The sequence below is a fragment of the Streptomyces sp. NPDC096040 genome, assembly GCF_040303265.1.
Classification (GTDB): domain Bacteria; phylum Actinomycetota; class Actinomycetes; order Streptomycetales; family Streptomycetaceae; genus Streptomyces.
Window position 1 is genome coordinate 110,301 of record NZ_JBEOTA010000008.1, and the last position, 14,621, is coordinate 124,921.

13 protein-coding genes and 1 pseudogene are annotated in these 14,621 nt (G+C 69.6%); 13 read left to right on the plus strand and 1 reads right to left on the minus strand.

The genetic code is table 11. From position 1 onward, the window contains the following. Positions 1-75 precede the first annotated feature (75 nt). The 9 genes from ABTY98_RS12605 (at position 76) to ABTY98_RS12645 (ending at position 10,422) form a co-directional block, all read left to right on the plus strand. Positions 76-1,467: a nitrate/nitrite transporter gene (locus tag ABTY98_RS12605; RefSeq protein WP_352220874.1), complete on the plus strand. Its 1,392-nt coding sequence runs from the start codon at positions 76-78 to the stop codon at positions 1,465-1,467. Between the two features lie 88 nt (positions 1,468-1,555). After that, the gene (locus tag ABTY98_RS12610; RefSeq protein WP_352220875.1) at positions 1,556-2,716 is read left to right on the plus strand and encodes a uroporphyrinogen-III synthase; all 1,161 of its coding nucleotides are present in this window, start codon (positions 1,556-1,558) and stop codon (positions 2,714-2,716) included. 129 nt (positions 2,717-2,845) lie between these two features. Beyond that, entirely contained in the window at positions 2,846-3,154 is a 309-nt protein-coding gene (locus tag ABTY98_RS12615) for a hypothetical protein (RefSeq protein ID WP_352220876.1), read from the plus strand. A 298-nt stretch (positions 3,155-3,452) separates the two neighbouring features. Continuing rightward, entirely contained in the window at positions 3,453-4,052 is a 600-nt protein-coding gene (locus tag ABTY98_RS12620) for a CGNR zinc finger domain-containing protein (RefSeq protein ID WP_352220877.1), read from the plus strand. Positions 4,053-4,394: 342 nt separating this feature from the next. Further along, positions 4,395-4,916, plus strand: a complete 522-nt coding sequence (locus tag ABTY98_RS12625) for a sigma-70 family RNA polymerase sigma factor (protein ID WP_010039908.1) — start codon at positions 4,395-4,397, stop codon at positions 4,914-4,916. Beyond that, positions 4,916-5,740, plus strand: a complete 825-nt coding sequence (locus tag ABTY98_RS12630) for an anti-sigma factor family protein (RefSeq protein ID WP_352220878.1) — start codon at positions 4,916-4,918, stop codon at positions 5,738-5,740. The genes ABTY98_RS12625 and ABTY98_RS12630 overlap by 1 nt, the downstream gene beginning before the upstream one ends. Positions 5,741-5,800: 60 nt before the next feature. Next, positions 5,801-8,116, plus strand: coding sequence for a HelD family protein (locus ABTY98_RS12635; RefSeq protein ID WP_352220879.1), 2,316 nt, complete (start codon positions 5,801-5,803; stop codon positions 8,114-8,116). Positions 8,117-8,506: 390 nt separating this feature from the next. Beyond that, the gene (locus ABTY98_RS12640) at positions 8,507-9,910 is read left to right on the plus strand and encodes an NAD-dependent malic enzyme (RefSeq protein ID WP_352220880.1); all 1,404 of its coding nucleotides are present in this window, start codon (positions 8,507-8,509) and stop codon (positions 9,908-9,910) included. Positions 9,911-10,140: 230 nt separating this feature from the next. Further along, positions 10,141-10,422 carry an HU family DNA-binding protein gene (locus ABTY98_RS12645; protein ID WP_189268239.1) on the plus strand — a complete coding sequence of 94 codons (282 nt, stop codon included), beginning with the start codon at positions 10,141-10,143 and terminating at the stop codon, positions 10,420-10,422. Positions 10,423-10,670: 248 nt separating this feature from the next. Here the strand turns inward: ABTY98_RS12645 and murA are convergent, their stop codons facing one another. Beyond that, positions 10,671-12,011 (minus strand): UDP-N-acetylglucosamine 1-carboxyvinyltransferase, encoded by a 1,341-nt coding sequence (gene murA, locus ABTY98_RS12650; protein ID WP_352220881.1) that lies wholly within the window; start codon positions 12,009-12,011, stop codon positions 10,671-10,673. Between the two features lie 251 nt (positions 12,012-12,262). On the opposite strand from murA, the gene ABTY98_RS12655 reads away from it, so the two are divergent. From ABTY98_RS12655 to ABTY98_RS12670, 4 genes and pseudogenes are all read left to right on the plus strand, one after another. After that, positions 12,263-12,835, plus strand: coding sequence for a YqgE/AlgH family protein (locus tag ABTY98_RS12655; protein ID WP_352220882.1), 573 nt, complete (start codon positions 12,263-12,265; stop codon positions 12,833-12,835). A gap of 65 nt (positions 12,836-12,900) precedes the next feature. Beyond that, a complete protein-coding gene (locus tag ABTY98_RS12660) occupies positions 12,901-13,182 on the plus strand; it encodes a DUF3039 domain-containing protein (protein WP_352220883.1) in 282 nt (93 codons plus the stop codon). Positions 13,183-13,436: 254 nt separating this feature from the next. Further along, positions 13,437-13,769, plus strand: a pseudogene (locus ABTY98_RS12665) (carbohydrate ABC transporter permease); the annotation flags it as partial. Between the two features lie 5 nt (positions 13,770-13,774). Then, a complete protein-coding gene (locus ABTY98_RS12670) occupies positions 13,775-14,620 on the plus strand; it encodes a carbohydrate ABC transporter permease (protein ID WP_352220884.1) in 846 nt (281 codons plus the stop codon). Position 14,621: the final 1 nt, after the last annotated feature.

Consider the following 14,621-nt stretch of genomic DNA (forward strand, 5'->3'; position numbering starts at 1 on the left):
CGCCGCCTCCCTACCTTCGGGCTCAGTCACTCATCCGGAGTCCGAAGACCGAGCACACGGAGCCGTGGAGGCGTCATGACAGCCCCAGCCCCTGCCCCAGCCCCTACCTCACCTCCCACCTCACGTAGTCGCTGGATCCAGCAGTGGGATCCCGAGGACGAGACCTTCTGGAAGGAGACCGGGGAGAAGGTCGCGCGGCGCAATCTGTACTTCTCCGTGTTCTCCGAGCACATCGGGTTCTCGATCTGGACCCTGTGGTCCGTCCTGGTGCTCTTCATGGGCCCGGAGTACGGGCTCACCCCGGCCGACAAGTTCCTGCTGACGTCGATGGTGACGCTGGTCGGCGCCGTCGTCCGCGTCCCCTACACCTTCGCCGTCGCGCTCTTCGGCGGGCGGAACTGGACGATCGTCTCGGCCGGCCTCCTCCTCATCCCGACCGTCGCCGCGTTCGCGGTGATGAAGCCGGGGACCTCGTTCGACACGTTCCTGTGGATCGGGCTCCTCGCGGGTATCGGCGGCGGCAACTTCGCCTCCTCCATGACCAACATCAACGCCTTCTTCCCGCTGCGGAAGAAGGGGTGGGCGCTGGGGCTCAACGCGGGCGGCGGCAACCTCGGTGTCGCCGCGATCCAGCTCGTCGCCCTCGCCGTGATCGGCGCGAACGGCGGGCCGCGCGTGCTGCTCGGGATCTACATCCCGCTCATCGTCGTCGCCGCCGGCTGCGCCGCGCTGTTCATGGACAACATCGAGAACGTCAGGAACGACACCGGCGCCGCCAAGGACGCCGCGAAGGACGTCCACACCTGGATCATGTCCTTCCTCTACATCGGGACGTTCGGGTCGTTCATCGGCTACAGCTTCGCCTTCGGGCAGGTGCTCACCAACCAGTTCGGCCGTACGCCGCTGCAGGCCACCTATCTCACCTTCATGGGCCCGCTGCTCGGCTCGCTGATCCGTCCCGTGGGCGGCTGGCTCGCCGACCGGTACGGCGGCGCGAAGATCACCCTCTACAACTACGTCGCCATGGCCGCCGCCACCGCCGTCCTGGTCGTGGCCAGCATGCAGAAGTCGCTGCCGCTGTTCGTCACCGCGTTCGTCGTCCTGTTCGCGCTCACCGGGATCGGCAACGGCTCCACGTTCAAGATGATCCCCGGCATCTTCCACACCAAGGCCCTCGCCAAGGGGCTGGAAGGTGAGGCGGCCGTCAAGTACGGGCGTCGGCTCTCCGGTGCCTCCATGGGGCTCATCGGCGCGGTCGGCGCCCTGGGCGGCGTCGGCATCAACCTCGCCTTCCGGCAGTCCTTCCTCTCCTACGGCTCCGGCACCGGCGCCTTCGTCGCCTTCCTGGTCTTCTACGGCCTGTGCTTCGCCGTGACCTGGGCCGTATACCTTCGCCGGCCGGCCGCGCAGGGCCGGTCCGCAGCCGCCACAGAGGCAAAGGCGCAGCTCAGCTACGCCGAGGTGTGACGTAACACTGGTGACATGAACCCGAACCGAGCCTGTCACGCGCCGTTGACAGGCTCGGTCGGCATGCGGGTCAGCTAGGAGAGCAGTCATGGACGAGGCACAGCAGCGGCCGGGCCCCGGTCGGCACGGCCCTCTCGCGGGGTTCACCGTGGGAGTCACGGCCGCGCGCCGCGCCGACGAGCTCGGGGCACTGCTGCAGCGGCGCGGTGCCGCCGTGCTGCACGCCCCCGCCCTGCGCATCGTGCCGCTCGCCGACGACGGTGAGCTGCTCGCCGCCACGAAGGAGATCATCGACCAGGCGCCGGACGTGGCCGTGGCGACCACCGCGATCGGGTTCCGGGGGTGGATCGAGGCCGCGGACGGCTGGGGCTTCGGCGAGCAGTTGCTGGACCGGCTGCGCCATGTCGAGCTGCTGGCCCGCGGTCCCAAGGTCAAGGGCGCGGTCCGGGCCGCCGGGCTCACCGAGGAGTGGTCGCCGTCCTCCGAGTCCATGGCCGAGGTGCTCGACCGGCTTCTCGAGGAGGGCGTCGAGGGCCGCCGGATCGCCGTACAGCTGCACGGGGAGCCGCTGCCGGGGTTCGTGGAGTCGCTGCGGGCCGCGGGAGCGGAGGTGCTGCCGGTGCCGGTGTACCGGTGGATGCCGCCGGAGGACCTCGGACCGGTGGACCGGCTCCTGGACGCCGTCGTCTCCCGCTCGGTCGACGCGATCACCTTCACCAGCGCGCCCGCCGCGGCCTCGCTGCTCTCCCGCGCCGAGACGCGGGGGTTGCGGGGCGATCTGCTCGCCGCCCTCCACCACGACGTCGTACCCGCCTGCGTCGGCCCGGTCACCGCACTCCCGCTCCAGGCCCTCGGAGTCGACACCATTCAGCCCGAACGTTTCCGGCTCGGCCCCCTCGTACAGCTGCTCTGCCAGGAACTGCCTTCCCGCGCACGTGCGTTGCCCATCGCCGGTCACCGGGTGGAGATCCGGGGGCACGCCGTCCTGGTAGACGACGCGCTGAAGCCGGTGCCGCCGGCCGGCATGTCCCTGCTGCGCGCACTGTCGCGGCGGCCGGGCTGGGTGGTGGCCCGCGCCGAACTCCTCCGGGCGCTTCCCGGCGCGGGGCGCGACGAACACGCGGTGGAGACGGCGATGGCCCGCCTGCGTACGGCCCTGGGTGCGCCGAAGCTGATCCAGACGGTGGTCAAGCGGGGGTACCGACTGGCGCTGGACCCGGCTGCGGACGCCAAGTACGCGGACGCGTGAACCGCCGCCAGACCTTGCCACGGCCCCGCCACCCACCCCGCCCACCTCGAACAGCCTCACCGTCGCCTGGGCTGACTTCCCCTCGTACGCGGCGCAAGCGGGACGCCGGCCTCAAGCGACGGAGTTCATATGGACGGTCTGGCCTGGTACGGCGTTCGGTGTGTCTTCCGGCACCGTTCTCTCGGCGTGTACGAGGAGCGGGTGACGCTGTGGACCGCTCGGTCGCTGGAGGAGGCGAGCGGCCGGGCGGAGGCCGAGGCGCGTGAGCACTGCGAAGTACTGGGCGACGTCGACTACGTGGACTCCGCCGAGGCGTTCCGGATGGACGAGGTGCCGGGCGAGGGAGTCGAGGTCTTCTCCCTCATGCGGGAGAGCGGGCTGCCCCCGGGGGAGTACGTACAGCGGTTCTTCGCCACGGGGAATGAGCGGTCCGGCTGACCGTCGTACGACGTTGTGGGTACCGCCTCCCGGCAACCGGCCGTAACGGGCGGCTCCCGGGCCGCCCCTCGGGTCCGTTCCTCCCCGCGCGCGCCGGACCGTCCCGCGCGGACCCGTGCGCGTGACCGTGCGGGTATCCGGACGGAACGGGGACGGCCCGCGCCGTGTGCGGCGGCGTCCCCGCGGGGTGCGGGTCGTACGGGAACCTCGTGGAACACCGGTACGAGGGCTTCCGGCCGCCCGCCGGGCCGGGCACTGTGAGGGGACACGGTTCCCTGTCCGAGGCGGTGACAGGCTCATGGCACTGGGTACGGCGACGGCCCCGTACGAGCTGCGTTTCGACGCCGGGCGGATCTGCCTGGATCTGCTGGCGACCACGCATCCCGGCGAACGGCTCGACGCGCTCGAACCGTTGCGGGCCTGGATCACCGGTTCCGGACTCGTCCCACCGGGCACCCCGCTGACGCACGCCGACATCGGCTGGCTGGTCGCCTTCCGCGAACTAAGGGGACACGTAGGGCAGTTGGTGCGCGGGAACCGGAACCCCGCGAGGACCCGCTCGTACGACCTCGCGCTCGCCGGCGTCAACGACCTGGCCCACGCCGCCGCACCCCCGGCCCCCCGCGCCGTACCCGGCGAGGACGGCTTCCTGGTGCGGGAGTTGGCCGGGCCGCCCGAGTGCGCCGCGCTGCTCGCGGCCGTCGCCCGGGATGTCGTGGAGCTGCTCACCGACCCCGTCGCGCGGGCGGCCGTCCGGGAGTGCGAGGGCGACAACTGCCCCATCGTCTACCTGGACACCTCCCGCGGGCGCAGGCGCCGCTGGTGCTCCAGCGAGGTCTGCGGGAACCGCGAGCGAGTGGCCCGGCACCGGCGCCGCGCTGCCCTCGCCCGCGCGTGACTCCCTTCGACAGCCGTCCATTTCACGGCATTTGCCGGACCTTCATCGAAGCTTTCCGGAAGTGATTTCGACAACATTCAGTTTGTCGGTGGCAACCCCAGGGCAACGCTCGGGCGTTCGACGATGTGTCGGAAATGTAAAGATCACGCGGTGGGAATGTGCGGTCATGTCCCGCTCGTCATGTCATCTCGCAGAAAAATGTGGGGTCTTGTTGAACGCCTCGCGAGTCACTTCCGTACCGGTGGGGGAGCGACCGACTGGGGGAACCCCCGGACACCGGAGGTGGGCGTGCGCAAGGATGCGGCCGTGGCCAATGAACGTGGATCGAGGGCCCGACATCGCATGTCCCAGCCCTCGGAGCCCGATGAGGAGCTGATGCGTGCTCTGTATCGAGAGCACGCCGGACCTCTCCTTGCGTATGTCCTTCGGCTGGTCGCCGGTGATCGGCAACGCGCCGAGGACGTCGTCCAAGAGACACTCATCCGTGCCTGGAAGAATGCCGGTCAGCTCAATCGAGCGACCGGATCGGTACGCCCCTGGCTGGTGACGGTCGCGCGACGCATCGTCATCGACGGTCACCGCAGCCGGCAGGCCCGGCCGCAGGAGGTCGATCCGTCGCCGCTGGAGGTCATCCCCGCGGAGGACGAGATCGACAAGGCGCTGTGGCTGATGACGCTGTCTGACGCGCTCGACGACCTGACCCCGGCCCACCGGGAGGTGCTCGTAGAGACCTATTTCAAGGGACGTACTGTCAACGAGGCGGCCGAAACGCTGGGTATACCCAGCGGCACCGTGCGCTCACGGGTGTTCTATGCCCTGCGGTCGATGAAGCTGGCACTGGAGGAGCGGGGGGTGACGGCGTGATGAGTGTGTACGGGGGGCACGGCGGATTCGGCACAGGTGGGTCGGGTATGTCTGGTGCCATGCAGGAATCTCCGGTGCCCAATGAGCACGAGACTGTCGGCGCGTACGCGCTCGGGATTCTCGACGATGCCGAGGCAACCGCTTTCGAGGCCCATCTGGCCGGGTGCGAATGGTGCGCCCAGCAGCTCGACGAGCTGGCCGGAATGGAGCCCATGCTGGCGGCCCTGGCGGATCTGCCGGGATCCGGAAGCACACCGTCCATCGGTGAGTCGCTGTCGGCCAAACCCAGCCCGCGGATGGTCGAGAAGCTGGTCGTCGAGGTCTCCGAGAAGCGCAAGGTCCGCAGCCGGCGCGCCATCTTCGCACTGGCGGCCTCGGCCGCGCTGATCGTCGGCGGCCCGCTGGCCGTCCTCGCGGCGAGCGGCGGCTCGGGCAACGACAACGGCGGCGACATGGCCATGGGGCCCGCCCAGACGGCCTTCCAGACGATGTCCGACAAGAAGACGGCCACGGATCCGACAACCCATGTCACCGCGACCGTCGCAGTCGAGAAGAAGGACTGGGGCACCCACGCGGTCCTCCAGCTCAAGAACGTCAGCGGCCCGAAGAAGTGCTCGCTCATCGCCGTCGGCAAGAACGGCGAGCGCGAGACGGTGACCTCCTGGTCCGTCCCGACCTGGGGATACGGCATCACGGACGCCAAGTCGGAGAAGGCCAAGGAGCCCCTCTACGTACACGGCGGCGCCGCCTTCACCCCCAACCAGATCGACCACTTCGAAGTCATGACGTTCGACGGAAAGAAGCTGGTCTCGGTCAGCGCGTAGCTTCAACGGGCCCCCTTCGCGTACGGTTGACGGCTGCCCAGCACGTCAGAAGGGGGCCCGGTGGCCGCTCAGGCTCAACAATCCGCGGTCGGCCCTCACGGCGCCGAACAGGACTCCGGTCAGGATTCCGTTCGGGACCGTGAGATCAGCGTCGAACAGGAACACCTCGACCGGGTGTACCAGCGCCTTGAGGAGAAGATCCACGAGGCGGAATTCCTCATGAACGACGCGGCCAAGCGCGGCCAGGTGGGCACGCCCGGCGCCCTCGCCGAGCGGGACGCGCAGGTGTTCCGGGCGGGCGTCCACCTCAATCGGCTCAACAACGAGTTCGAGGACTTCCTCTTCGGCCGGATCGACCTGCTCCTCGGCAAGGACGGGAAGAAGGGGCCCGACGGCGCCTACACCGCCGTGGAACCCGCCGAGGGCGCGGTTCGCGCGGACAATACCGCCGACATCGCCGAGACCCTGCACATCGGCCGGATCGGCGTCCTCGACCAGGACTACGCCCCGCTGGTGATCGACTGGCGGGCACCGGCCGCCGCGCCGTTCTACAGGTCCACTCCGGTGGATCCCGGGCGTGTCGTACGACGCCGGGTGATCCGCTCCAAGGGCCGCCGGGTCCTCGGGGTCGAGGACGACCTGATGCGCCCGGAGCTGACCGCCTTCCTCGACGGCGGCGCCCTGCCCGTCATCGGCGACGGCGCCCTGATGGCCGCCCTCGGCCAGGCCCGCACCCACTCCATGCGGGACATCGTCGCCTCCATCCAGGCCGAGCAGGACCTGGTCATCCGCGCCCCCGCCGCCTCCGTCACCTATGTCGAGGGCGGCCCGGGGACGGGCAAGACGGCCGTGGCGCTGCACCGCGCCGCCTATCTGCTCTACCAGGACCGGCGCCGGTACGCGGGCGGCATCCTGATCGTCTCCCCGACCCCGCTCCTGGTCGCCTACACCGAGGGCGTGCTGCCCTCGCTCGGCGAGGAGGGCCAGGTCGCCATCCGCGCCATCGGCTCCCTCGTCGACGGCGCCGAGGCGACCCTGTACGACACGCCGGCCACCGCCCGCGCCAAGGGCTCCTCCCGGATGCTCCGGGTGCTGCGCAGGGCCGCCCGCGGAGCCCTGGAGGTGAACGGTTCACCGGCCCGGCTCAGAGTCGTCGCCTTCGGCCGCCGGCTCGAACTGGAGGCCGAGGAACTCGACCGCATCAGACACAACGCGCTCGGCGGCACGGCCCCGGTCAACCTGCTGCGGCCCCGGGCCCGCAAGCTCCTCCTGGACGCCCTGTGGAACCGCTCCGGCGCGGCCGGCCGCCACACCGACCCGGAGCTCGCCGCCGAACTGCGCTCCTCCTTCGACGAGGACATCCTCACCGAGGACCCCTTCATCGAGTTCCTCGACGCCTGGTGGCCCGAGCTGACCCCGCGGGCCGTCCTCACCGCGATGGCCGACGAGCGCCGCCTCGGCCGCTGGGCCCGCCGCATCCTCAACCCCGGCGAGATCCGCAGGGTCGCCCGCTCCCTGCGGCGGGACGGCCACTCCGTGCACGACATCGCCATGCTCGACGAACTCCAGGCCATCCTCGGCAGTCCGGCCCGCCCGCGGAAGAAGCGCGAGGCGGACCCGCTGGACCAGCTCACCGGCCTGGAGGAGCTGATGCCGACGCGCGAGGAGTCCCAGCGCGAGCGCGCCGAACGGCTCGCCCAGGAGCGCGTCGAGTACGCCCACGTCATCGTCGACGAGGCGCAGGACCTCACCCCCATGCAGTGGCGGATGGTCGGGCGCCGTGGCCGGCACGCCACCTGGACGGTGGTCGGCGACCCCGCCCAGTCCTCCTGGTCCGACCCGGACGAGGCGGCCGAGGCGCGGGACGAGGCCCTCGGCAGCCGCCCGCGCCGCCGCTTCGAGCTGACCGTGAACTACCGCAACCCGTCGGAGATCGCCGAGCTCGCGGCCAGGGTGCTGGCCCTCGCCATGCCCGGCTCCAAGTCCCCCTCGGCCGTCCGCTCCACCGGCGTCGAGCCCCGCTTCGCCGTCGTACGCGACTCGCTCGAGAAGACCGTGCGGGCGGAGGCCGAGCGGCTTCTCGACCTGGTCGACGGCACGGTCGGCGTGGTCGTCGCCATGGACCGGCGCGCGGAGGCCGCCCGCTGGCTCGCCGGGCTCGGTGACCGGGTGGTGGCCCTGGGCAGCCTGGAGGCCAAGGGCCTGGAGTACGACGCGACGGTCGTCGTGTCGCCCGCGGAGATCGCCGACGAGTCCCCGGCCGGGCTGCGAGTGCTGTACGTGGCCCTCACCCGGGCGACCCAGCAGCTGACGGTGGTCTCCGGGGAGCGGGACGAGCCGGACGCGGCCGGGGTGCCGGACCTGCTCAGGGAGTGAGCGCGGGGCCGTTCGGCTGGAGGTTTCCTGTGAAGTCCGCGGACGGGAATGGCCTTGGGGGATCTGTTTGTTAGCCTTGTCGTGACACCGGCTCGATCCAAGCCCCCGGGCCCAACCTTCGTCGCTACGAGCGACCACTTGCCGCGAGGCGAGCATGGCGGGTCGGTGTCATGAACGTCGGAGAGGCCCCATCACACTGTGATGTGGGCCTCTTCTGCTGCGCCTTCTACTGGCCGACCAAATCTCGTATGGTGGAAACCATTTTCCAAAAAGAGTCGGCCGGTCATGAACAAAACGTCCGCAACCCAGGGCGGCTACCACGTACTCAGGGGTAGGTGCGACGATCGGACGGCACTAACTCGCGACACGGTGAAACGAAGGAAGTCGGCCATGGCAACGGCGCCCAGCGTCTCCTACTCGATGACCATCCGGCTGGAGGTGCCCGCGAGCGGAACCGCCGTCTCGCAGCTCACCACCGCCGTGGAGTCCTCCGGAGGCTCGGTGACCGGCCTCGACGTCACCGCGTCCGGCCACGAGAAGCTGCGGATCGACGTCACCATCGCGGCCAGCTCCACCGCGCACGCCGACCAGATCGTCCAGCAGTTGCGCGGCATCGAGGGCGTCACCCTCGGCAAGGTCTCCGACCGTACGTTCCTCATGCACCTCGGCGGCAAGATCGAGATGCAGTCCAAGCACCCCATCCGCAACCGTGACGACCTCTCCATGATCTACACCCCGGGCGTGGCCCGCGTGTGCATGGCGATCGCGGAGAACCCCGAGGACGCGCGCCGCCTCACCATCAAGCGCAACTCCGTTGCGGTCGTGACGGACGGCTCGGCGGTCCTGGGCCTCGGCAACATCGGCCCGAAGGCCGCGCTGCCCGTCATGGAGGGCAAGGCGGCCCTCTTCAAGCGGTTCGCCGGCATCGACGCCTGGCCGCTGTGCCTGGACACCCAGGACACCGACGCGATCGTCGAGATCGTCAAGGCGATCGCCCCCGGGTTCGCCGGCATCAACCTCGAGGACATCTCGGCCCCCCGCTGCTTCGAGATCGAGGCCCGCCTCCGTGAGGCCCTCGACATCCCCGTCTTCCACGACGACCAGCACGGCACCGCGATCGTCGTCCTCGCCGCCCTCACCAACGCACTTCGCTGCACCGGCAAGGCGATCGAGAACATCCGGGTCGTCATGTCCGGCGCCGGCGCGGCCGGTACGGCCATCCTCAAGCTGCTCCTCGCGGCCGGCGTGAAGAACGCCGTCGTCGCCGACATCCGCGGTGTCGTGCACTCGGCCCGCGAGGACCTGGTGGAGGCCCCGGCCGACTCGCCGCTGCGCTGGATCGCCGACAACACCAACCACGAGGGTCTGACGGGAACGCTGAAGGAGGCCGTGCGGGGCGCCGACGTCTTCATCGGCGTGTCGGCTCCGAACCTCCTCGACGGCGACGACGTGGCCGCCATGGCCGACGACGCGATCGTGTTCGCACTCGCGAACCCCGACCCCGAGGTGGACCCGGCGATCGCCCGCCAGACGGCCGCCGTGGTGGCCACCGGCCGCTCCGACTTCCCCAACCAGATCAACAACGTGCTGGTCTTCCCGGGTGTCTTCCGTGGCCTCCTGGACGCCCAGTCCCGTACGGTGAACACGGACATGATGCTCGCGGCCGCGAAGGCCCTCGCCGACGTGGTCACGGAGGACGAGCTGAACCCGAACTACATCATTCCGAGCGTCTTCAACGAGAAGGTCGCCGGAGCGGTGGCAGGCGCGGTACGCGAGGCAGCGAAGGGCGCCTGAGGCGCTCCGGTCAAGGCGTGGCGGCCCGCAGCTTCCAGGCAAACAGCTGTGAAACTTGCCACGCCACACAATCGGCGCGTCGTGAAACACCCTCTTCGGCCCGCCCGTAGGGTATGGGCGGCAACGGATTGGCGTTCCCGCCGCAGGTGGGGGCAGGATGCGTCCCGGCCCAACATGCGGCTCAGCCGCGTGGCACGCCTCAATGGCAAGAAGAACACGGGAGTAACAACATGAACCGCAGTGAGCTGGTGGCCGCGCTGGCCGACCGTGCCGAGGTGACTCGCAAGGACGCCGACGCCGTGCTGGCCGCGTTTGCCGACGTCGTCGGCGACATCGTCTCCAAGGGCGACGAGAAGGTCACCATCCCCGGCTTCCTGACCTTCGAGCGCACTCACCGTGCCGCTCGCACCGCGCGCAACCCGCAGACCGGCGAGCCGATCAACATCCCCGCCGGCTTCAGCGTGAAGGTCTCCGCGGGCTCGAAGCTGAAGGAATCCGCGAAGGGCAAGTGACCTTGCCGTCCGTAGGCCACGGGACGGCGTACGGCATGTAACACGACGATGGGGCGGCCCCTCCACCAGGGGCCGCCCCATCGTCGTACAGCGAAACTCTCCGAGAACTACCCGACCGCTTTCCCCGGCAGCTCCACCTTCGCGCCCAGCTCGCTCCACGGGCGTCTCCGCGCGGTGTCTACCCGGGGGCTGACCCTTGGCTCCCCAGCCGGACGGCGCTGCCCTCGGCCGGGGTCGGGAGTTCGTGGTCAGCCGAGGGCTTTCCCCGGCAGCTCTACCTTCGCGCCCAGTTCCACGAGCTTCTCCATGAAGTTCTCGTAGCCGCGGTTGATGAGGTCGATGCCGTGGACCCTGGACGTGCCCTGGGCCGCCAGGGCGGCGATCAGGTACGAGAAGCCGCCGCGCAGGTCGGGGATGACCAGGTCGGCGCCCTGGAGCTTGGTCGGCCCGGAGACGACCGCGGAGTGCAGGAAGTTGCGCTGGCCGAAGCGGCAGGCCGAGCCGCCCAGGCACTCGCGGTAGAGCTGGATGTGCGCACCCATCTGGTTCAGCGCGGAGGTGAAGCCGAGCCGCGACTCGTACACCGTCTCGTGCACGATCGACAGACCTGTGGCCTGGGTGAGGGCCACGACGAGCGGCTGCTGCCAGTCGGTCTGGAAGCCGGGGTGCACGTCCGTCTCCAGCGCGATCGACTTCAGCTGGCCGCCCGGGTGCCAGAAGCGGATGCCCTGGTCGTCGATCTCGAAGGCGCCGCCCACCTTGCGGTAGGTGTTCAGGAACGTCATCATCGAGCGCTGCTGGGCGCCCCGGACGTAGATGTCGCCCTCGGTCGCCAGCGCGGCCGACGCCCAAGACGCGGCCTCCAGACGGTCCGGGAGGGCCGCGTGGGTGTAGCCGCCGAGCTGGTCGACGCCGGTGATGCGGATGGTCCGGTCGGTGTCCATCGCGATGATCGCGCCCATCTTCTGCAGCACGCAGATGAGGTCCTCGATCTCCGGCTCGACGGCCGCGTTGGACAACTCCGTGACGCCCTCGGCGAGTACGGCCGTCAGCAGCACCTGCTCGGTCGCGCCGACCGACGGGTACGGCAGCCGGATCTTCGTGCCGCGCAGCCCCTTCGGCGCCTCCAGGTACTGGCCGTCCGCGCGCTTCTCGATGCTCGCGCCGAACTGCCGCAGCACGTCGAAGTGGAAGTCGATGGGGCGGCCGCCGATGTCACAGCCGCCCAGGCCCGGGATGAAGGCGTGCCCGAGCCGGTGCAGCAGCGGACCGCAGAACAGGATCGGGATACGGCTGGAACCCGCGTGGGCATCGATGTCAGCGACGTTCGCGCTCTCCACGTACGTCGGATCCAGCACCAGCTCGCCGGGCTCCTCACCCGGACGGACCGTCACCCCGTGCAGCTGGAGCAGGCCGCGTACGACACGCACGTCACGGATGTCCGGAACGTTGCGCAGCCGACTCGGCGCACTGCCCAGCAGGGCGGCGACCATGGCCTTCGGTACGAGGTTCTTCGCACCGCGGACACGGATCTCGCCCTCCAGCGGGGTGCCGCCGTGGACAAGCAGGACATCGTCGTTGACGGTCATGAATCTCGCGTTCCGTGGAGTGGGGCAGGGCCGGGAAGACAGAGTAATCGCCTATCGGCTCCCCGCCGTAAGCCCAAGTACCGCCCAGCTACGTCATAGCTGTGTCACAACACGAACGGTTCCTGATCGGGCACATGGGGTCACCACCCGTCACCGTGCGCCGGGGTCGCTCCCTTCCGCCCTGAGCTGCATTCACTCACACACCCTCATTGGCCCCCCACGCGAAGGGAAGATGCGGGATCATGTCAGGCATGACCGAGGTGTCCTCGCTCACAGGGCGGCTGCTCGTGGCCACGCCCGCCCTGGCGGACCCGAACTTCGACCGCGCGGTGGTGCTCCTTCTCGACCACGACGAGGAGGGCTCCCTCGGTGTCGTCCTCAACCGTCCCACCCCGGTGGATGTCCGGGACATCCTGGAGGGCTGGGCCTCTCTCGCCGACGAGCCCGGGGTCGTCTTCCAGGGCGGGCCGGTGTCGCTGGACTCCGCGCTCGGCGTCGCGGTCATCCCGGGCGGTGCCAACGGCGACCGGGCCCCGCTCGGCTGGCGCCGGGTGCACGGCGCGATCGGCCTGGTCGACCTGGAGGCCCCGCCGGAGCTGCTCGCCTCGGCCCTCGGCTCCCTGCGGATCTTCGCCGGTTACGCCGGCTGGGGCCCCGGCCAGCTGGAGGACGAACTGGTCGAGGGCGCCTGGTACGTCGTCGAGTCAGAGCCCGGCGATGTCTCCTCGCCGTCCCCCGAGAGACTCTGGCGCGAGGTGCTCCGCCGCCAGCGCAACGAGCTGGCCATGGTGGCCACCTACCCGGACGATCCCTCGCTCAACTGACGGTGGGCAGCGACGGTGGGCCTTCTCCCCATCGTTGTCCGGGCGCTTCAGTACCCTTGGGCCTTATGAGCACTCTTGAGCCCGAGCGCGGGACTGGTACGGGGACCCTCGTAGAGCCGACGCCACAGGTGTCCCACGGCGACGGCGACCACGAGCGCTTCGCCCACTACGTCCAGAAGGACAAGATCATGGCGAGCGCCCTCGACGGGACCCCCGTCGTGGCGCTGTGCGGCAAGGTGTGGGTGCCGGGCCGCGACCCGAAGAAGTACCCCGTGTGTCCCATGTGCAAGGAGATCTACGAGTCCATGAGCAGCGGCGGCGACGGCGAGGGCGGCAAGGACAAGTAACACCCCCAGGTCCTGCGGGGCCCCGGGCACGCTTTGGTGTGCTCCGGGGCCTTTGTCGTATCCGTGCGTTGCACGGGGTGCGTCCGCCGGTCACAGAGTGGTCGAGACCTCTTGTCGGCATGTTCATGTTTTCCCTACCCTCCCTGGTGTTGTGCAGAGCGAAACCGTCGTTGCACATGTTGCAACGGATGCAGTGTTTGCAGTGTCTCGAACGCTTACACTTCAGCGCGCTCCGGAGGGTCACTCCATGAAGCTCCGAGGTGCTGGAGGCCGCCGCGCTGGACGGGGCCTCGCAGTGGCGGATCTGGCGGTCCGTGCTGGCGCCGATGCTGCGGCCGATCCTGATGGTCGTCACCATCCAGTCGGTGATCTGGGACTTCAAGATCTTCACGCAGATCTACGTGATGACCGGCGGGGGCGGGATCGCCGGACAGAACCTGGTGCTCAACGTGTACGCCTACCAGCAGGCCTTCGCCTCCTCGCAGTACGGGCTCGGCGCCGCCATCGGTGTCGTCGCACTGCTGATCCTGCTCGCCGTGACCCTCGGCTATCTGCGGCTGCTGCGCCGGCAGGGGGAGGAGCTGTGACCGTCGTGAATCTTGTGCGCAAGTCGGTCCGGCGGCCGGGGCGGCCGGCCGCCGAGGTGGCGGCGCCGGCGATCGCCGCCGTGGTCGCCTTTCCGCTGTACTGGATGGTGCTCGGCGCCTTCAAACCGGCCGGTGAGATCGAGTCCGACCGGCCCAGGCTATGGACTCTGTCGCCCTCTCCGGACTCCTTCCGGCGTGTCTTCGGGCAACAGGAATTCGGCCGCTACTTCGTCAACAGCCTTGTCGTCGCGGGCAGTGTGGTCATCGTCTCGGCGCTGGTCGCCTTTCTCGCCGCGACCGCCGTGACACGATTCCGCTTCCGCTTCCGGACCACCCTGTTGATCATGTTTCTGGTGGCCCAGACGGTGCCCGTGGAGGCCCTCACCATCCCCTTGTTCTTCCAGCTGCGGGACCTCGGTCTGCTGAACACGCTGGGCTCGCTGATCCTGCCCCACATCGCCTTCTCGCTGCCCTTCGCGGTCTGGATGCTGCGGGGGTTCGTGAAAGGGGTGCCCCAGGCGCTGGAGGAGGCCGCGTACGTCGACGGGGCGAGCCGCACGCGCTTTCTCCGGCAGATCCTTTTCCCGCTCGTCCTGCCGGGCCTGGTGGCCACGAGCGTGTTTTCCTTCATCTCCGCCTGGAACGACTTCCTCTTCGCCAAGTCCTTCATCATCAGTGACACTTCGCAGTCCACGCTGCCGATGGCGCTCCTGGTGTTCTTCAAGCCGGACGACCCGGACTGGGGCGGGGTCATGGCGGCGTCCACGGGGATGACGATTCCGGTGCTGGTGTTCTTCGTACTCGTACAGCGACGGCTGGTCTCCGGACTGGGCGGAGCGGTTAAGGACTGAC

Bases quoted from the DNA above. Each gene is read 5' to 3' on its own strand.
- murA (WP_352220881.1), bottom strand. From the start codon at position 12,011: ATGACCGTCAACGACGATGTCCTGCTTGTCCACGGCGGCACCCCGCTG.
- ABTY98_RS12660 (WP_352220883.1), top strand. From the start codon at position 12,901: ATGAGCACTCTTGAGCCCGAGCGCGGGACTGGTACGGGGACCCTCGTA.
- ABTY98_RS12625 (WP_010039908.1), top strand. From the start codon at position 4,395: ATGTCCCAGCCCTCGGAGCCCGATGAGGAGCTGATGCGTGCTCTGTAT.
- ABTY98_RS12655 (WP_352220882.1), top strand. From the start codon at position 12,263: ATGACCGAGGTGTCCTCGCTCACAGGGCGGCTGCTCGTGGCCACGCCC.
- ABTY98_RS12640 (WP_352220880.1), top strand. From the start codon at position 8,507: ATGGCAACGGCGCCCAGCGTCTCCTACTCGATGACCATCCGGCTGGAG.
- ABTY98_RS12610 (WP_352220875.1), top strand. From the start codon at position 1,556: ATGGACGAGGCACAGCAGCGGCCGGGCCCCGGTCGGCACGGCCCTCTC.
- ABTY98_RS12605 (WP_352220874.1), top strand. From the start codon at position 76: ATGACAGCCCCAGCCCCTGCCCCAGCCCCTACCTCACCTCCCACCTCA.
- ABTY98_RS12615 (WP_352220876.1), top strand. From the start codon at position 2,846: ATGGACGGTCTGGCCTGGTACGGCGTTCGGTGTGTCTTCCGGCACCGT.
- ABTY98_RS12645 (WP_189268239.1), top strand. From the start codon at position 10,141: ATGAACCGCAGTGAGCTGGTGGCCGCGCTGGCCGACCGTGCCGAGGTG.
- ABTY98_RS12620 (WP_352220877.1), top strand. From the start codon at position 3,453: ATGGCACTGGGTACGGCGACGGCCCCGTACGAGCTGCGTTTCGACGCC.
- ABTY98_RS12630 (WP_352220878.1), top strand. From the start codon at position 4,916: ATGAGTGTGTACGGGGGGCACGGCGGATTCGGCACAGGTGGGTCGGGT.